Genomic DNA, 15,295 nt, shown 5'->3' on the forward strand with positions numbered 1-15,295 from the left:
AAGATTTACATAGAAGGTTGTTGCCTACTATTCAATCAGGCGCAGTATTGATCAATTTACTTCAAGATCAGCAATTATTTTTTGAGCAATATTGTCGCTGCGGATGTGGTATTGTCCTGCTGCAAGTTCTTCTTTAAAAAAGGCTACTCGCTCTTGATCGATCTCTTGGGCATCGCGAATAAATTCTTTGAGTGCATCTATTTGTTTTAAGGTATCACTCCGACTAACAAGGTTAGTTTCTTCGGCATGGCTTTCTTGAGCAGCGGGCTGTGTACGCTGCGGACGAGAGTCTGCCTCTAATCGTTTGAAATTGCCTGACTCATTAATTGGGTTGACCATAACATTACTCTCAATTGCACTCATGATTGTTATCGGCTCCTGTAGTGAAATCTTTAGTAATTTTCGTTTAATTTTTAACCTATATCATATTTTTAAACAGAAGTCACTATGATTTTAATAACATTTTTAAATGGCAACCCTAACCTGTTTTTTAGCCTGGATCTGCGCCTCAATAATTCGTTTGGAAGACAGATTTTTCACTTTAATAATGTCTCCTAAACTACCATCATTTAGGGCTATTCCTTCCATACTTACACTAAGCATTTCACCCACTGCCTGGATGCTCACTTGCTCGCCTTTGTGAATTATTACTGCTGTTTGCAAAATTGCAGGATTAAAAGCACTGCCCTGAATTAGATTTTGTTTACAAACAAGACCAATAATATCTTCCATTTTAGTAAAATAGCCTTGTTTTAGCTGACTGACATCCACAGTAGCGATTTCAATGTCATCTTTACCAATTTGGGCTCCTTTAAGTAAAGGACGTTTAGCGACCAGGATGGTTTTTTGTACACTTATTTTTATTGGTACATAGAGTGTCCAGTGTTTGTCAGGTTCTTGACACCTAATTCCCATGGTGGTGGCATTTAATATTGACGTTTGATAGGGGTTAAAGACTTCAAGTTTATCGGTATCACAAGCACGCAATTTTAATCTTGCGTCGATTTTACCGGTTGAGATATGGACATCTTTATGCTCTGAAGCGTTTAAGGCATTAAGTATATGCTGGGTGATGCGTTCTTCAATGGTGGTTAATGATTGGATGGCTTCTGCTTGTAATAAAGGGCTTGCAAAAATTAGTAAAAAAACTAGGATACTGCGTTTTAGCATAAATTGTTCTCATTTAGAGGAATTCTGCTTTTAAGCAAATTACGGGCCAACTTTCGGGGGGAATGGTGAGTTTGCATTATAAACTGATAATGATTGTATTGTGTGGATGGTTTACAACGACGTTTTCGTGTGCGGAAAGCCATCATCCGCAAGCCTTTCTAAACTCCATCAAAGGCAGTAAGAATGAAGGTGAGCAAATCGTACAGCATTTTTGTAGCAATTGTCATGCAGTAAAGCCTTTGATCCCTCTTGGTGCTCCTGGAATGAAACAGAAAGCGGACTGGGAGGCTCGTATTAAAGGTGGGCTAAAGCAACTGGTAGAACATACCGAAAACGGATTTAATGCCATGCCTCCTAGGGGTGGTTGTTTTGAATGCAGTGATAAACAACTCACTTTAGCTATCTTGGCGATGCTTCCTGATGAGTTTGCAAAAAAGCTTTTAATTGATCGAAAAGTTTATAAAAAAAACAATTAGTTAAAAATTTTTATAAAAAAGCCTAAATTTATTCAAAATTCTCCCGATAACATAAAAAAAAGAGGGAGGGTTCACCAATGAAAAAACAACTAATCATTGGACCGTTGTGTGTGTTGACGGCCGCCTGTTCCACGATGGGGGGGCGTGATTCAATTGTGGATGATGCGGGTTATACGCATTACACCATAAGTTACCTGTCAGATTCAAAAGGATCAAGCTATTTCCCGGAAAAACGACCAGCGACGGGTAGAAAAGTCTTTATTTTTGACCCGAAAGCGACCGCTTGGGCTGCCTATGATGCGCAAGGTAATCGCGTTAAAACAGGAAGTGCCTCTGGGGGTAAAGACTATTGTGAAGACGTTGGGCGAGGATGCCGTACAGTCACTGGAACTTTCAGGGTTTATTCCAAGAAAGGAGAGGAGTGTACTTCCAGCATTTACCCAATTGAAACGGGCGGTGGTGCGAGAATGCCTTATTGTATGCATTTCAATGGCGGTTATTCTATTCATGCTGCTTATGAAGTGCCTAACTATAATGCCAGCCATGGTTGCATAAGAGTTTTACCAGGCGCTGCAAAATGGTTGAATCAGGAGTTTATGGATGTTGGTTCAACCGTGATTGTGAAGCCCTATTGATCAAAGTAATACAACCCGCTTTTAAAAGCGGGTTGTCGTTTAGTTATCTTGCGACAGGTAAGTTTTTAGCAAACAATTAATTTGCTCAGGACTAGCCTGTCCTTTAGTTTGTTTCATCACTTGACCAACAAAAAACGCCAGTAATTTTTCTTTACCAGCACGGTAATCTGCTGCTTGTTGAGGATATTGCTGAACGATTGTCTGAACAAGTGCTTCAAGCTGGTTGTTACCAACTTGCTCGTAACCTTCTTTCTTAATGATGTCTTCAACACTGCCTTCGCCTGCCCATAATTTGGCAAAAATTTCCTTGGCTATTTTGCCTGATATTTTTTGCTCATGAAGATGATTTAGCAAAGAAGCCAGGGACTGTGCAGAAACGGGTGGATTATCAAAATCAAGATTTGTTTCATTAAGTGCGGCTGCATAATTACCTTTAAGCCAATTAATAATGGTTTTTTCATCTGCATGACAGAGTTGTTTTACCGTGTGGAAAAAATGGTAGGTGGCTGGGGTGGATAGTAAAAAATAAATATCATCCGGATGCAGTGATTTATTTTGTCTTAGCGTTTGTTTAATTTGTTCAGGCAAAGGGGGCATTCTTTGCTTCATTTCCGCCAGATTTTTAGCTGTTATATGAATTGGCAATAAATCCGGATCAGGGAAATAACGATAATCGTTTTCATTTTCTTTTGATCTTAAAACTTGCGTAGTCTCTGTGGTTGGACAATAGAGTCTTGTTTCTTGTTGAACTGCTTGCCCACTCTCGAGTAAATCCTGATGCCTGGCTTGTTCGTAGGCAATTGCTTTCTCGATGAAGCGGAAAGAATTAAGATTTTTTAGTTCTGTGCGGGTACCAAGCTTGTTTGAACCAGCAGGCTTGAGAGAAATATTCACATCGCAGCGAAAAGAACCTTCCTGCATATTGCCGTCACAAATTCCTAGAAAGCGAACTAACTGATGCAGGGCTTTGAGGTAATTCACTGCTTCTTCCGCAGAGAAAAGACAGGGAGTGGTTACAATTTCCAGCAGCGGGATACCCGCGCGATTCAGATCGATCCCGGTATACTGCAGGTGAGCGTCGTGCAGTGATTTACCCGCATCTTCCTCCAGATGAGCCCTGACTATAGTCACTTTTTTCGTACTTCCATCATTCATTTCGACAAGCAGAGAACCATTACTAACAATAGGGCGTTGGAATTGGCTTATTTGATAACCTTTGGGTAAATCCGGATAAAAATAATTCTTTCGTTCAAAATAGGAGTGATCATTGATTTCAGCATTAATAGCCAAGCCGAACTGAATAGCCATTTCCACTGCTTTCTGATTCAGCACAGGTAAAATGCCAGGTAAACCAGCATCAATAAAACAGGTTTGTGAATTAGGTTGCGCGCCAAAACGGGTTGCCGCACCTGAAAAAAGTTTCGATTGCGTTTTTAATTGCGCATGAACCTCAAGACCAATAACAGTATCCCATGCCATAAATATCACCCTTTATAGGTTGGTCTGGCTTGGTGCCAGTTGGTGTCTTGTTGATAAAAATAAGCAAGATTGAGTAATTGTGCCTCGCTAAAATGGTTGCCGATTAATTGCATACCAATAGGTAAACCCCTGCTGAACCCTGCAGGAATAGAAAGGGCAGGGAGACCAGCCAAATTCACTGCTACCGTAAATACATCGGCCAGATAGTTTTGTATCGGATCAGTTTTTTCACCCAGCTTAAAAGCGCAAGTGGGTGTGGTAGGGCCAAGTATGACATCAACCTGGCGTAAAACGTCTTGTAATTCATTTTGAATTAAACGCCTGATTTTTAGAGCCTGCAGGTAATAATCGTCAAAATAGCCTGAGGATAAGACATGGGTACCGGTAAGGATACGGCGTTTAACTTCCCTACCAAATCCTTCACTTCGAGAGTTCGTAATTAACTCTTTTAAGCTATTGCCTTTACTGCTACGGTAGCCAAAGCGTATACCATCATAGCGTGACAGATTAGAGGATGCTTCTGCGCAGGCAATGACATAATAGCAAGGCACCCATAAAGGTTGCAGTGTTAAATCAAGTTGCACAATTTCTGCGCCTGCATATTGCAATAGTTTGACGGCATCACGTATGGCTTGTTGAATATCAGCTTCAACTTCTTTCTGGAAAAAACAGGAGGGTAAACCTATGCGTAATCCTTTTATAGGTTGGTTCAAGGCTGCAGAAAAATCAGGAATCTTGCAGGAGACTGAAGTGGAATCATTCGCATCGAAACCTGCCATTGCTTGTAAAACCAAGGCTAATTCTTCCGCACTGTTAGCCATTGGCCCTGCCTGATCCAGGCTTGAGGCATAAGCTACCATACCGAACCGGGAGACTAGGCCATAGGTCGGTTTAATCCCCGAAATACCACAAAAAGCAGCAGGTTGCCTGATAGAGCCACCAGTATCAGAGCCGGTTGCAAAGGGGATAAGGCGTGCCGCAACAGCTGCTGCAGAACCACCCGAAGAGCCGCCAGGTACTCGTTCAAGATCCCAGGGATTTTTTACTGCACCAAAATAACTGTTTTCATTGGTAGACCCCATGGCAAACTCATCCATATTGGTTTTACCTAAAACAACAACACCTTCGGCTTCCAGTTTTGAAACAATGGTAGCCTGATAGGGGGCATGGAAATTGGCCAGCATCTTTGATCCGCAGGTAGTGGGCAATGATTGCGTACAGAAGATATCTTTATGTGCTATAGGGATGCCAGTCAGTAACTTGGCTTTCCCAGCTTGTAATTGTTTATCCGCTTTAGCTGCACAGTTAAGAGCAGCTTCTTCGTCAATACTAATAAAACTATTGAGTTCTTGGTGTTGTCGAATCCGATTCAAATAATGTTGGGTTAACTCAGTGCTTGAGAATTCACGTCGTTGTAAACCAAGAATTAATTCACGTAAAGAATGCTTGTGCATAAGCTTATTGTCCTGAGTCGATTACTTTGGGAACGAGATACAAATCATCCTCAAACAGTGGTGCAATTTCTGCCAATTGCTGACGGCAATCTTCCTCACTGATTGCATCCTCTCTCAGTCGCTGGTGTAAATCAAAAGGGTGAAAAAGGGGCGCTATGCCCGTTGTTTGGATTTGGCGTAACTGTTCGACAAAATCCATAATCGCACCAACTTCTTCAGCGAGTTGTGTGTCCTCACCAGCCTCCGGATCGAGGTAAGCAAGTTGTGCAATATTTTCTAAATCAGTTTTTTTAAACATCATTTTTCCCGCAAGAGTGAAAAAAAATTATACCCTGCTGCTCACAAGATACAATCCCCTTCCTACGGAGTTTTTCCTGCAACAAATGCTTGGTACCCGCATCCAGTGATAACCGCCGATTTACTTGGTTAGAGGTGTCCACTTTTACCCCTGAATACAGGCTGCTTTTCTTTGGAAGCCGTGAAGCTGCCTGATGAGTTGGATTCCTCGTTATTTCTTGCAGAGGCTGGGTTTTAAAGTAGAATGGATGGAACCTATTATTGTTTTTTTGATTGAGTGTATTAGCGATGTTACAACAGGTAAAAACCACGGGTGGAATTCATATCGAGTATGAAGAGCATACTTTGGCCTATGAAAATGCTATTGAGCCACTTCTCGAGCGGCTTGATACGCATCGAGGGGCATTATTTGCCTCGAGTTTTGAATACCCCGGACGATATACCTGTTGGGATATCGGTTTTTATAACCCGCCCCTGGCAGTCACATGTAAAGTAGACGAAATTTGTTTGGAGGCTTTGAACAAGCGCGGTGAAATTTTATTGGCAATGATTTTACCTTTACTGCAGGCAAGCAAGGAATTAATAATTTCTGAGCAATCCCTGCAATGTTGCATACTCAAGGTGCAAGGAACGCAACAAATTTTTAGTGAGGAGGAGCGTAGTCATCAGCCTTCCATATTCACAGTATTGCGTCAGCTAATCGCTTTTTTTAAATCGGATGAACCTTATTTAGGTTTGTATGGTGCTTTTGGTTATGATTTGATTTTTCAATTTGAAAAATTGGAGCAGCATAAAGAACGTTCGCCCGAACAGCGGGAAATGGTTTTGTATCTTCCTGATGAAATTTATGTAGTTAATCATCGCAAAGAAATTGCTTTTATTCGCCGTTATGATTTTCAATACCAGGGAAAGTCTACTCAGTCTCTGCCGCGAGAAGGCGAGTTTAAGTCTTATGAGCCTAAGTTTAAACCGGAAAAAGAGTGTGATCATGCGCCTGGTGAATACGCGAAACTGGTGGAGATCGCCAAGGAACGTTTTGCTCGTGGTGATCTTTTTGAAGTGGTTCCCAGTCAAACTTTTTATGCCTATTGTTCGGAACAACCTTCGGCGATTTTTACCCGTATGCGTCGCATTAATCCATCGCCTTATGGTTTTTTCCTTAATTTAGGTAAGGATGAATATTTAGTTGGTGCTTCCCCTGAAATGTATGTGCGCGTACAAGGCAGACGTGTCGAAACCTGTCCGATTTCAGGCACTATCAAGCGCGGGGCTGACGCGATAGAGGATGCTCACAATATCCAGCTTTTGCTGGATTCAGAGAAAGAAGCATCCGAACTGACAATGTGCACTGATGTTGATAGAAATGATAAGTCAAGAATTTGCGAAGCAGGGAGCGTTCGTGTAGTAGGACGTCGTCAAATCGAAATGTATTCCCGTTTGATTCATACGGTTGATCATGTGGAAGGAATTTTGCGGCCGGATTTTGATGCTGTGGATGCTTTTTTAACACATATGTGGGTAGTGACTGTGACTGGGGCTCCCAAGCTATGGGCAATGAATTTCATTGAGCAATATGAGAAATCACCACGTAGATGGTATGCCGGTGCTGTAGGTTGGTTGGGTTTTAATGGGAATTTAAATACAGGACTTGTATTAAGAACGATGCGTATTCAACAGGGAATAGCTGAAATTCGTGTAGGAGCAACTTTACTTTATGATTCAGAACCAAAGGCTGAAGAACAGGAAACAAGATTAAAAGCCTCTGCGTTCTTGGATATTTTGCAAAAGCCGCATGCTAAGGTCGGTATGACTAGTCCAATACCGCAAAATGGGGTTGGTAAACGCGTATTACTGGTTGATCATCAAGATTCTTTTGTTCATACCCTGGCTAATTATGTTCGTCAGACTGGGGCGGAAGTTTTGACTGTTCGCAGCGAATATGCTCAGGATTATTTGCAAAAACAAAATTTTGACCTGGTTCTTCTTTCTCCTGGTCCTGGAAAGCCGGTCGATTTTAAGTTAGACCAGACTATTACAGCAGTGCTTGAACGTCAGATCCCTTTGTTTGGCGTTTGTTTGGGGTTACAAGGCATCGTGGAATATTTTGGTGGTAAACTGGATATTTTGACTTACCCGATGCATGGCAAGGCCTCTGAAATTGATGTTAAAGATGAAACCGGATTATTTGCGGGCTTAGGTACGTCTTTTACTGCAGGGAGATATCATTCACTCTACGCAATACTTGAGCAAGTCCCGGAAGAATTGCGGGTAACAGCCTTGAGCCGTGACGGTATTGTTATGGCAGTGTCTCATAAAACACTCCCTGTGCATGCTGTGCAATTTCATCCGGAAACCATTTTGTCTATGCCTAATCAAGCTGGGTTACGCATTATAGGGAATTTAATGAACATGGTGAGGGGCAATGCGCGATAAAGTTTTAGTCATTTATGCAACAGCGATCTTATTAGGAATTCTGACAGGTCTGGCTGGCTCTTTTTTTCAAATAGCGATTTCTTATGGCAATCAGTTACTTGAAGCGTTCTTCCGTGTCACTTCGGCTCAAGGCTGGCCGGTTTGGATCGTTTCGGCACTGGTTTCCATGATGTTGGTTTTTGTTGCCTGGTTTTTAGTAAGAGGTTTTGCACCAGAAGCATCCGGCAGTGGCGTGCAGGAAATCGAAGGAACTTTATTGCATGAGCGTGAAATTTTTTGGCGCCGATTATTGCCGGTGAAATTCATTGGTGGAGTGATGGCAATTTGTGCAAAAATGGTTGTGGGTCGCGAAGGGCCAACTATCCAAATGGGCGGGAATCTTGGCGCTATGTTGGGAGATTATTTGCGCCTTTCCCGTGAACGCTGTGATACATTAATTGCAGCTGGTGCTGCAGCAGGGTTGGCAACTGCTTTTAATGCCCCCCTGGCTGGTGTACTTTTTGTGCTGGAAGAAATGCGCAGTCAATTTAATTTTTCGTTTACCAATTTTAAAACAGTAGCTATTTGTTGTGTGATAGCCACTATAACCTTGCATTGTATTATTGGTTCGCAACCAGCAATCGCGATGGATATTTTTACCTTACCCAGCCTGCAATCATTATGGTTCTTTTTTATTTTTGGTATCGTTGTGGGTTTTGTCGGCTTACTATTTAATATAGTATTGATGAAGACGTTGTCTTTAACCGATAGATTAACATTTAATACACGGGTTGTTTACGTGCTGTTAATAGGATTGTTTGTCGGTTATCTTGCTTATGCTTACCCGCAAACAGTAGGTGGCGGCTACGATATTATTGAACGCTCTCTAACCTTATCACCACCGTTCTCAGCCTTGTTAATATTATTTGTTATTAGGTTTTTTACCACCATGCTTTGCTATTCATCGAGCGTGCCAGGAGGCATTTTTGCTCCTATGCTTGCCTTGGGGACCTTACTTGGTGTTGCTGCATCCTACCTGTTTGAAGCATTCAGCCATGATGCGACTATCCATCCAGGGATGTTTGCTGTAGCTGGAATGGGTGCGTTATTTTCTGCAGCCGTCCGTGCACCGATTACCGGTATTATTCTCGTGGTAGAAATGACGCAAAATTATTTATTGATATTACCATTAATGGTTTGTTGTCTGACTTCAACAACGGTAGTGCAATTGGCTGGTAATGAACCTATTTATACGCAGTTGTTACAACGCACTTTAAGGATGCAACGTAAGGACGGGTAATATTTCTACTATCTTGGCGCTTATGGCTCGATTTTCTGTGCTTCGCTGCTCACATACTGATACGTATGCTGTGCTGCGATGCTCGCAAATCGAGCCATAAGCACACAAGCTAGCGAACTAGTAATCCGTCCTTATTCCTGGCATATTATCGTTTAATTTTCTGTACTTCGCTGCTCATATTAAAGAAACCAACATAGCTTGGCTGTTTTGGGGATCTTGGGTCAGGCGAGCTCTGGCTTATTGGGTAGCCTTGATGAAAGCCGAAGGCTGTAATCAGGGAGTTCTACCGCTTATCTTGGATGTTAGCCTAGCCTCAATCAAGACGCACAATGATCTTGCCAAAGTGGGCGTTATTTAACATGCGGGCATGGGCCGCTTCGATGTCTTCAAACTTGAATTCAGAATCGATTACGGGAACGATATGCTTATTAAGTAGTGCTGTAGGCCATTGTTGCTGTACTGCTCTCCATAACATGGCCTTTTCATAAAGGGATTGGGAACGTAAAACAAAACCATGAATCGCTAGCCGTTTTCTCATGAGAAGTGCTAAATCACATTCGACCTTATGGCCATCCATGCAGGAAATCTGGATTAATTTTCCTTGTGGCTTCAAGAGTCTCAAGTGCTTGGGAAAATAGCTTCCGCCTATAAAATCAACAATGACATCGACTGACTCAGAGCCAAGGACTGCTTCAAAATCTTCTTGATTATAATTAATAAGAGTCGATGCGCCTAAGTGTAGGGCTTTGTCCATTTTTTCTTGGCTACTGATGGTACTAATGACCTTGGCACCCAAATGGCTGGCCATTTGAATTGCAATTGAAGAAATACCGCTGCTGGCTGCATGGATTAATAGGGTCTGTCCTTGCTTTAGTTGCCCAATTACAAAAATAGTGGCATGTGCTGTCATTAACGATTCGGGGAGGGCTGCTGCATAACTAAAATCCCAGGGCTCTGGAATAATTGCAGCAAGATTTTGATGCACAGAACAATAGTCGGCATAACCTCCACCAGCTACTAAACCATAAACGCGATCCCCTGTTTTAAATTTTTTCACAGCAGAGCCGACCTCAACCACCTCACCTGCAACTTCCAACCCGGGAATGGTTGATTCACCAGGTGGTGGTGGGTATTTGCCACGACGTTGCAGTAAATCAGCACGGTTTAAAGCGGTCGCTTTTACCTGTATTAAAATCTGTTCTTTGTCGTAGATTGGCTTTGCTTCTTCTTTGATAAGTAAGCGGCTTTCAGGGCCTGGATTCTCTATGATTACGCAGCGCATAAGTGACTTTCTTATTGGCCAGTAGAAACAGTACTATAAAGCTTCTCCAAAACAGATTCTAGGGGCTGTTGACATTTCTACTATCCTGGCCGAAAAGCATTGATTTCCTGCGCTTCGCTGCTCGTAAATCAATGCGTTACGACTCAGGCTAGGGAAATGTTAACAAACCCTGGTACTTACAATTTCTTGACTTATTAAGACTCGCAAAATGAAAAGTCTTCGTTATATACTTGCGGATTAGCTAGTAATTTGGTGGCTGATGGCAAAATACACGCAGCATAAGAAAGTAGCGTTGATGTTTATACTACCTCAACTGCTCATTACTTTGTTATTTTTTATCTGGCCTGCCTGCAGCGCGCTGATTCAATCAGTTTTTTTTAGTGATGCTTTCGGCTTGCATAATCGTTTTGCTGGCCTCGCTAATTTTTTTGATTTATTTAAAGACCCTGGCTATGGCAAAGCAGTTCTGGTAACTATAGTCATTGCTGTCTTTGTAACGCTGCTGACAATGAGTTCAGGGCTGTTGTTAGCGGTCCTTGTACAGAGCCGGAAAAAGAGTCAGCGCCTCTATAAAACCTTATTTCTTTGGCCTTACGCTGTTGCGCCTGCGGTAGCGGCTATATTATGGCGTTTTTTGTGTCAACCTACGATTGGCTGGTTGGCGCATGCGTTACAAGCGTTAGGGATTAATTTTAATTATTTGATTAACGCCAAACAGGCTTTGCTCGTTGTGGTATTGACAGCAAGCTGGCAACAATTTAGTTATAATTTTCTTTTTTTCTTTGCGGCGCTTAAGGCGATTCCGACCGCTTTGATTGAAGCGGCTATCATTGATGGTGCTTCAGCCTGGCGGCGATTTTGGCAAATTGTTTTTCCTTTATTATCGCCAACCACTTTTTTCCTGCTGGTCATGAATTTGATCTATGCTTTCTTTGACACCTTTGGCATTATTGATGTAATGACTAATGGCGGGCCGGGTAGCAGTACCACAACCTTAATTTATAAAGTCTACAAAGATGGTTTTGTCGGTATGGATCCAGGTAGCTCGTCAGCTCAATCGGTGATGCTCATGTTTATGGTTGTCGCCCTCACTCTAATCCAATTCCGTTACCTTGAAAAAAAGGTGCATTACGAATGAAAACATTAAATCGTCTTCTTATTCACGGGTTATTGTGTTTAGCTATTGCTGTTTTATTCATACCTTTATATCTGGCCTTGGTAGCGGCTAGTCATGAGGGAACTGCTATGATGCAGGCGCCCTTGCCTATCTGGCCTGGTACTGCTTTTTTTCACAACCTGAAAGCGGTGCTCACGGAGGGCTTGGTAGTAACAGGTGGTCAACCAGTCTGGCAGATGTTGCTTAATAGTTTGTTAATGGCAATTTTAATTGCTGGAGGAAAAATTATTTTGGCTCTCGGCTCAGCCTTTGCGCTGGTATATTTCGAATTCCCTTTTAAAAAGTTCTGCTTCGCATTAATTTTCTCCACGATGATGCTACCTGTCGAAGTAAGAATAGTACCAACTTTTCAAGTCATCGCTTCTTTTGCCTGGTTGAATACCTTTGCCGGTTTAACTTTACCGCTAATGGCCTCTGCTACCGCTACTTTTTTGTTTAGACAGTTTTTTAAAACGATTCCTAAAGAACTTATTGATGCAGCTAAACTTGACGGCGCGGGGCCCTTGAGATTTTTTTTAGATATTCTTTTGCCTTTATCCAAGACACAGATTGCTGCTTTGTTTATTATTCTTTTTGTATATGGTTGGAACCAGTATCTTTGGCCATTGGTAATTACCACAGATACTAATATGGCAACGATAGTGATGGGTATTCGTTATTTAGCGGGAGTAGCTGATCAAATCCCTCAATGGCATTACATTATGATGGTTGCCTTGATTGCTTTGTTACCACCTTGCTTGGTAGTACTTACCATGCAACGTTGGTTTGAAAAGGGGTTAACGCATTAATGGCAACAGTAAACTTAGTGGATGTGAGCAAATTCTATGGCCAACAGCCTATTCTCAATAAAGTCAGTTTAAGTATTGAGAAAGGTGAGTTTGTCGCTGTTGTTGGGCCTTCTGGTTGCGGCAAATCAACCTTGCTGCGTCTTGTTGCAGGTTTGGATACCGTCAGTGATGGCAGTATTCTGATTAATAATCAATGTGTTAACAAAATTCCTGCTTCCAAGCGTGATATGGCAATGGTTTTTCAAAACTATGCGCTTTATCCGCATATGACGGTTTACGATAATATGGCCTATGGCTTGAAAATGCGTGGGATGAAGAAGAATCAGATCCAGCAAAGAGTACACGAGGTTGCTGCAATGTTGCAGCTCTCGGATTATTTACTGCGTAAACCACAGGCACTTTCCGGAGGGCAACGCCAACGAGTAGCAATGGGACGTGCTATTGTTCGTTCACCCGCTGTGTTTTTATTTGATGAACCTCTTTCTAACCTGGATGCAAAATTACGGGCAGAAATGCGCTATGAAATTAAAAAACTGCATCAACAACTCCGTACTACTTGTTTATACGTAACGCATGATCAGACTGAAGCAATGACAATGGCGTCAAGGGTATTGGTTTTAAATAAAGGGCAGGTTGAGCAGATCGGTTCTCCGCAGATGTTATACCAACAGCCGGCTTCACTGTTTGTGGCTGGCTTCACTGGGCATTATCCAATTAATTTTTTACCTGCAAAGATCGATCTGGTGAAACAGAAAGTAGTCACAGAAATGGGGATTGAGCTATCCTTACCTGTATTGAAGGAATCTCTGACCTGTGGGACGGGGGTGGTAGTGGGAATAAGGCCTGAGCATTTAAATCTTACTGTCAGGAATAAACCTGGGGCAATTCCAGTAAAAATAGAATTTATTGATGATATGGGCGCTGACAAACTCATGCAAGTGATGAGTTATTGTGGAAAAGCCCGCTTTTCAGTAAAAATTTCTGCTGATACTGAGATAGTTGAGGAGCAACTTGCCTTGGAAGTTCTTGTAAATAAAGCTAATCTATTTCATCAAAAAACCGGATTGCGATTGGGAGGCTGGCATGACTGAGCAAACGAAGACATTACGCGAAATTGATACCCCTTTTTATAATTACTGGCAGGCTCTCTATCTTTCTTTTTTTAGTAGCCGTCTTTATGTCGACGTGGGGAAACGATGGAAGGGGTTTGGCCTTCTTTATCTTTTACTGCTGATGTTTATTGTTTCTATTCCCTTTGCCATGCGTGTTACATCTGATTTTAATCGTTTTATTAACGAAGAGATGATTCAACCACTTGAACAGCTACCTTCAATTTACATTCAAAATGGTAAAGTGTCATTCGATAAGCCAATGCCCTATATGGTAAAGAATAAATCTGGTCAGGTTGTTTTGATTGTTGATACGACAGGTAAGGTACAGACTATTGATAATACTTATCCCCATTTGACGACCCTCATTACCAAAAATAAATTTATGTACCGTTTTCCTTCGCCGCAATTCTTTTTTTCCAAAGGGCCAGTTGCTTCAGAGAGCAGTCTTTTTGTCCAAACAATTAGTGAACAAGTGAATGAGGTTTTCGATGGTAAGCGTTGGGTGAAATCTTCCGGGATTGAACGTGTTAAATATCTTTCTGCTGCGATTATCTATCCTATGGTGGCATTGATTTTCTTCGCTATGTACCTCGTTTTTTTTCTGGCCTTTGCTCTCATGGGACAATTTGTAGCGAAGCTCTTTCTTAAATTATCGCTTGGCTATAAACAAGCCAGTCGATTATTGATAGTCAGTTCAACACCTCAGATTGTATTGTTGTTATTTATGTTAACAATGGGGTGGTTGTTTAATTGGTTTGGCATCGTCTTGCTTATCGTTTTATCGATTTATTTTACTTATGCGATTATTTCATTGAAGCGAGAAAGCCATAAACTGGTGGTTTCGTGAAAGAATTGATTCATTTTGCTCATGGTAATGGATTTCCTGCGCTTTGTTATAAGCAATTACTGGATAAGTTAGAAGAGCAATATGATTGTTGTTACATCGATAGGATTGGCCATAACCCTCAATTCCCTGTCACCGAGAATTGGCATTTTCTGGTTGAAGAAGTCATTGCCAGCATCAAAAAACAGGCCAGTCAACCAGTGATTGGCCTTGGACATTCTCTTGGCGGTGTATTGAGTCTCTTGGCAGCGATTGAGGAGCCCCAGTTATTTAAAGCAGTTATTATGGTGGATTCACCGCTTCTGGGGCATTTTAAATCAAGCATGGTACGTCTTGCTAAAGCACTTGGGGTAATTGACAGGATAACCCCGGCTGGCCGTACGCGTGGCCGGAGAGAGCATTGGCAAAATAGAGAGCAATTGTTGGCTTATTTGAAGGGTCGGGAATTGTTTCAAACTTTTACGGACGCTTGTTTGCAAGACTATATTGATTATGGCTTACAACAAACAGACCAAGGATATGTACTCCGTTTTGATCGCCACATTGAATATTTGATTTATCGTACGATCCCGCATATCTTGCCTGCTTACGCTGGAAAGGCGAAAGTTCCTGTCGCTTTGATTTATGGAAATAAAAGTACTGTAGTAGACAGACTTGATGTGCGCTATATGAAAAAACATTACCATATTTTATGTTGTAAGGTAGAGGGGACACATATGTTGCCTATGGAGCATCCAACTCAACTGGCAACGCAAATTTCCACGTTACTTAATGCTATACTGAAATGACGGCATTTATTGCACAAATAAGGTATTGGCAAATATTGCCTTACTCCGTTTTTTGCTGCACATTATCGTGTTGTTGAAATT

15 protein-coding genes are annotated in these 15,295 nt (G+C 41.8%); 9 read left to right on the top strand and 6 right to left on the bottom strand.

Features of this window, described 5'->3' with window-relative positions:
• Positions 1-51: 51 nt before the first annotated feature.
• Positions 52-363, bottom strand: a complete 312-nt coding sequence (flgM, locus tag ACN4Z1_RS05830) for a flagellar biosynthesis anti-sigma factor FlgM (RefSeq protein ID WP_115221069.1) — start codon at positions 361-363, stop codon at positions 52-54.
• 102 nt (positions 364-465) lie between these two features.
• On the bottom strand, positions 466-1,170 hold the full coding sequence (flgA, locus tag ACN4Z1_RS05835; protein ID WP_228364211.1) for a flagellar basal body P-ring formation chaperone FlgA: 705 nt from the start codon (positions 1,168-1,170) through the stop codon (positions 466-468).
• Between the two features lie 89 nt (positions 1,171-1,259).
• Between flgA and ACN4Z1_RS05840 the strand changes: the two genes are divergently transcribed.
• The gene (locus ACN4Z1_RS05840; RefSeq protein WP_181879448.1) at positions 1,260-1,646 is read left to right on the top strand and encodes a c-type cytochrome; all 387 of its coding nucleotides are present in this window, start codon (positions 1,260-1,262) and stop codon (positions 1,644-1,646) included.
• Between the two features lie 77 nt (positions 1,647-1,723).
• Positions 1,724-2,281 carry a L,D-transpeptidase gene (locus tag ACN4Z1_RS05845; RefSeq protein ID WP_115221072.1) on the top strand — a complete coding sequence of 186 codons (558 nt, stop codon included), beginning with the start codon at positions 1,724-1,726 and terminating at the stop codon, positions 2,279-2,281.
• 39 nt (positions 2,282-2,320) lie between these two features.
• Here ACN4Z1_RS05845 and gatB read toward each other — a convergent pair whose 3' ends face one another.
• The 3 genes from gatB to gatC are packed head-to-tail and all read right to left on the bottom strand — an operon-like array spanning position 2,321 to position 5,515.
• Entirely contained in the window at positions 2,321-3,760 is a 1,440-nt protein-coding gene (gatB, locus tag ACN4Z1_RS05850) for an Asp-tRNA(Asn)/Glu-tRNA(Gln) amidotransferase subunit GatB (RefSeq protein WP_228364210.1), read from the bottom strand.
• A gap of 5 nt (positions 3,761-3,765) precedes the next feature.
• The gene (gatA, locus tag ACN4Z1_RS05855) at positions 3,766-5,214 is read right to left on the bottom strand and encodes an Asp-tRNA(Asn)/Glu-tRNA(Gln) amidotransferase subunit GatA (protein WP_115221074.1); all 1,449 of its coding nucleotides are present in this window, start codon (positions 5,212-5,214) and stop codon (positions 3,766-3,768) included.
• A 4-nt stretch (positions 5,215-5,218) separates the two neighbouring features.
• The gene (gene gatC, locus ACN4Z1_RS05860) at positions 5,219-5,515 is read right to left on the bottom strand and encodes an Asp-tRNA(Asn)/Glu-tRNA(Gln) amidotransferase subunit GatC (protein ID WP_115221075.1); all 297 of its coding nucleotides are present in this window, start codon (positions 5,513-5,515) and stop codon (positions 5,219-5,221) included.
• A 284-nt stretch (positions 5,516-5,799) separates the two neighbouring features.
• Here gatC and ACN4Z1_RS05865 point away from each other — a divergent pair, with 284 nt between their 5' ends.
• The gene (locus ACN4Z1_RS05865; RefSeq protein ID WP_228364208.1) at positions 5,800-7,944 is read left to right on the top strand and encodes an anthranilate synthase component I; all 2,145 of its coding nucleotides are present in this window, start codon (positions 5,800-5,802) and stop codon (positions 7,942-7,944) included.
• Complete coding sequence (clcA, locus tag ACN4Z1_RS05870) at positions 7,934-9,223, top strand: H(+)/Cl(-) exchange transporter ClcA (RefSeq protein WP_228364207.1); 1,290 nt, start codon at positions 7,934-7,936, stop codon at positions 9,221-9,223. The genes ACN4Z1_RS05865 and clcA overlap by 11 nt, the downstream gene beginning before the upstream one ends.
• Before the next feature lie 313 nt (positions 9,224-9,536).
• Here the strand turns inward: clcA and ACN4Z1_RS05875 are convergent, their stop codons facing one another.
• Positions 9,537-10,505, bottom strand: a complete 969-nt coding sequence (locus tag ACN4Z1_RS05875; RefSeq protein WP_228364206.1) for an NAD(P)H-quinone oxidoreductase — start codon at positions 10,503-10,505, stop codon at positions 9,537-9,539.
• 259 nt (positions 10,506-10,764) lie between these two features.
• On the opposite strand from ACN4Z1_RS05875, the gene ugpA reads away from it, so the two are divergent.
• The 5 genes from ugpA to ACN4Z1_RS05900 are packed head-to-tail and all read left to right on the top strand — an operon-like array spanning position 10,765 to position 15,214.
• Positions 10,765-11,643 carry a sn-glycerol-3-phosphate ABC transporter permease UgpA gene (gene ugpA, locus ACN4Z1_RS05880; RefSeq protein ID WP_228364205.1) on the top strand — a complete coding sequence of 293 codons (879 nt, stop codon included), beginning with the start codon at positions 10,765-10,767 and terminating at the stop codon, positions 11,641-11,643.
• Positions 11,640-12,470, top strand: coding sequence for a sn-glycerol-3-phosphate ABC transporter permease UgpE (ugpE, locus tag ACN4Z1_RS05885; RefSeq protein WP_228364204.1), 831 nt, complete (start codon positions 11,640-11,642; stop codon positions 12,468-12,470). Before ugpA ends, ugpE begins: the two co-directional genes overlap by 4 nt.
• Positions 12,470-13,561, top strand: a complete 1,092-nt coding sequence (locus ACN4Z1_RS05890) for an ABC transporter ATP-binding protein (protein ID WP_228364203.1) — start codon at positions 12,470-12,472, stop codon at positions 13,559-13,561. The genes ugpE and ACN4Z1_RS05890 overlap by 1 nt, the downstream gene beginning before the upstream one ends.
• On the top strand, positions 13,554-14,429 hold the full coding sequence (locus ACN4Z1_RS05895; RefSeq protein ID WP_228364202.1) for a DUF1189 family protein: 876 nt from the start codon (positions 13,554-13,556) through the stop codon (positions 14,427-14,429). Before ACN4Z1_RS05890 ends, ACN4Z1_RS05895 begins: the two co-directional genes overlap by 8 nt.
• A complete protein-coding gene (locus tag ACN4Z1_RS05900) occupies positions 14,426-15,214 on the top strand; it encodes an alpha/beta fold hydrolase (protein ID WP_228364201.1) in 789 nt (262 codons plus the stop codon). The genes ACN4Z1_RS05895 and ACN4Z1_RS05900 overlap by 4 nt, the downstream gene beginning before the upstream one ends.
• The last annotated feature ends 81 nt before the right edge of the window (positions 15,215-15,295 follow it).

The organism is Legionella sp. ST3F1 (assembly GCF_048553315.1).
In the GTDB taxonomy this organism is placed as follows: domain Bacteria; phylum Pseudomonadota; class Gammaproteobacteria; order Legionellales; family Legionellaceae; genus Tatlockia; species Tatlockia donaldsonii.

Bases quoted from the DNA above. Each gene is read 5' to 3' on its own strand.
- flgM (WP_115221069.1), bottom strand. From the start codon at position 363: ATGAGTGCAATTGAGAGTAATGTTATGGTCAACCCAATTAATGAGTCA.
- flgA (WP_228364211.1), bottom strand. From the start codon at position 1,170: ATGCTAAAACGCAGTATCCTAGTTTTTTTACTAATTTTTGCAAGCCCT.
- ACN4Z1_RS05840 (WP_181879448.1), top strand. From the start codon at position 1,260: ATGATTGTATTGTGTGGATGGTTTACAACGACGTTTTCGTGTGCGGAA.
- ACN4Z1_RS05845 (WP_115221072.1), top strand. From the start codon at position 1,724: ATGAAAAAACAACTAATCATTGGACCGTTGTGTGTGTTGACGGCCGCC.
- gatB (WP_228364210.1), bottom strand. From the start codon at position 3,760: ATGGCATGGGATACTGTTATTGGTCTTGAGGTTCATGCGCAATTAAAA.
- gatA (WP_115221074.1), bottom strand. From the start codon at position 5,214: ATGCACAAGCATTCTTTACGTGAATTAATTCTTGGTTTACAACGACGT.
- gatC (WP_115221075.1), bottom strand. From the start codon at position 5,515: ATGATGTTTAAAAAAACTGATTTAGAAAATATTGCACAACTTGCTTAC.
- ACN4Z1_RS05865 (WP_228364208.1), top strand. From the start codon at position 5,800: ATGTTACAACAGGTAAAAACCACGGGTGGAATTCATATCGAGTATGAA.
- clcA (WP_228364207.1), top strand. From the start codon at position 7,934: ATGCGCGATAAAGTTTTAGTCATTTATGCAACAGCGATCTTATTAGGA.
- ACN4Z1_RS05875 (WP_228364206.1), bottom strand. From the start codon at position 10,505: ATGCGCTGCGTAATCATAGAGAATCCAGGCCCTGAAAGCCGCTTACTT.
- ugpA (WP_228364205.1), top strand. From the start codon at position 10,765: ATGGCAAAATACACGCAGCATAAGAAAGTAGCGTTGATGTTTATACTA.
- ugpE (WP_228364204.1), top strand. From the start codon at position 11,640: ATGAAAACATTAAATCGTCTTCTTATTCACGGGTTATTGTGTTTAGCT.
- ACN4Z1_RS05890 (WP_228364203.1), top strand. From the start codon at position 12,470: ATGGCAACAGTAAACTTAGTGGATGTGAGCAAATTCTATGGCCAACAG.
- ACN4Z1_RS05895 (WP_228364202.1), top strand. From the start codon at position 13,554: ATGACTGAGCAAACGAAGACATTACGCGAAATTGATACCCCTTTTTAT.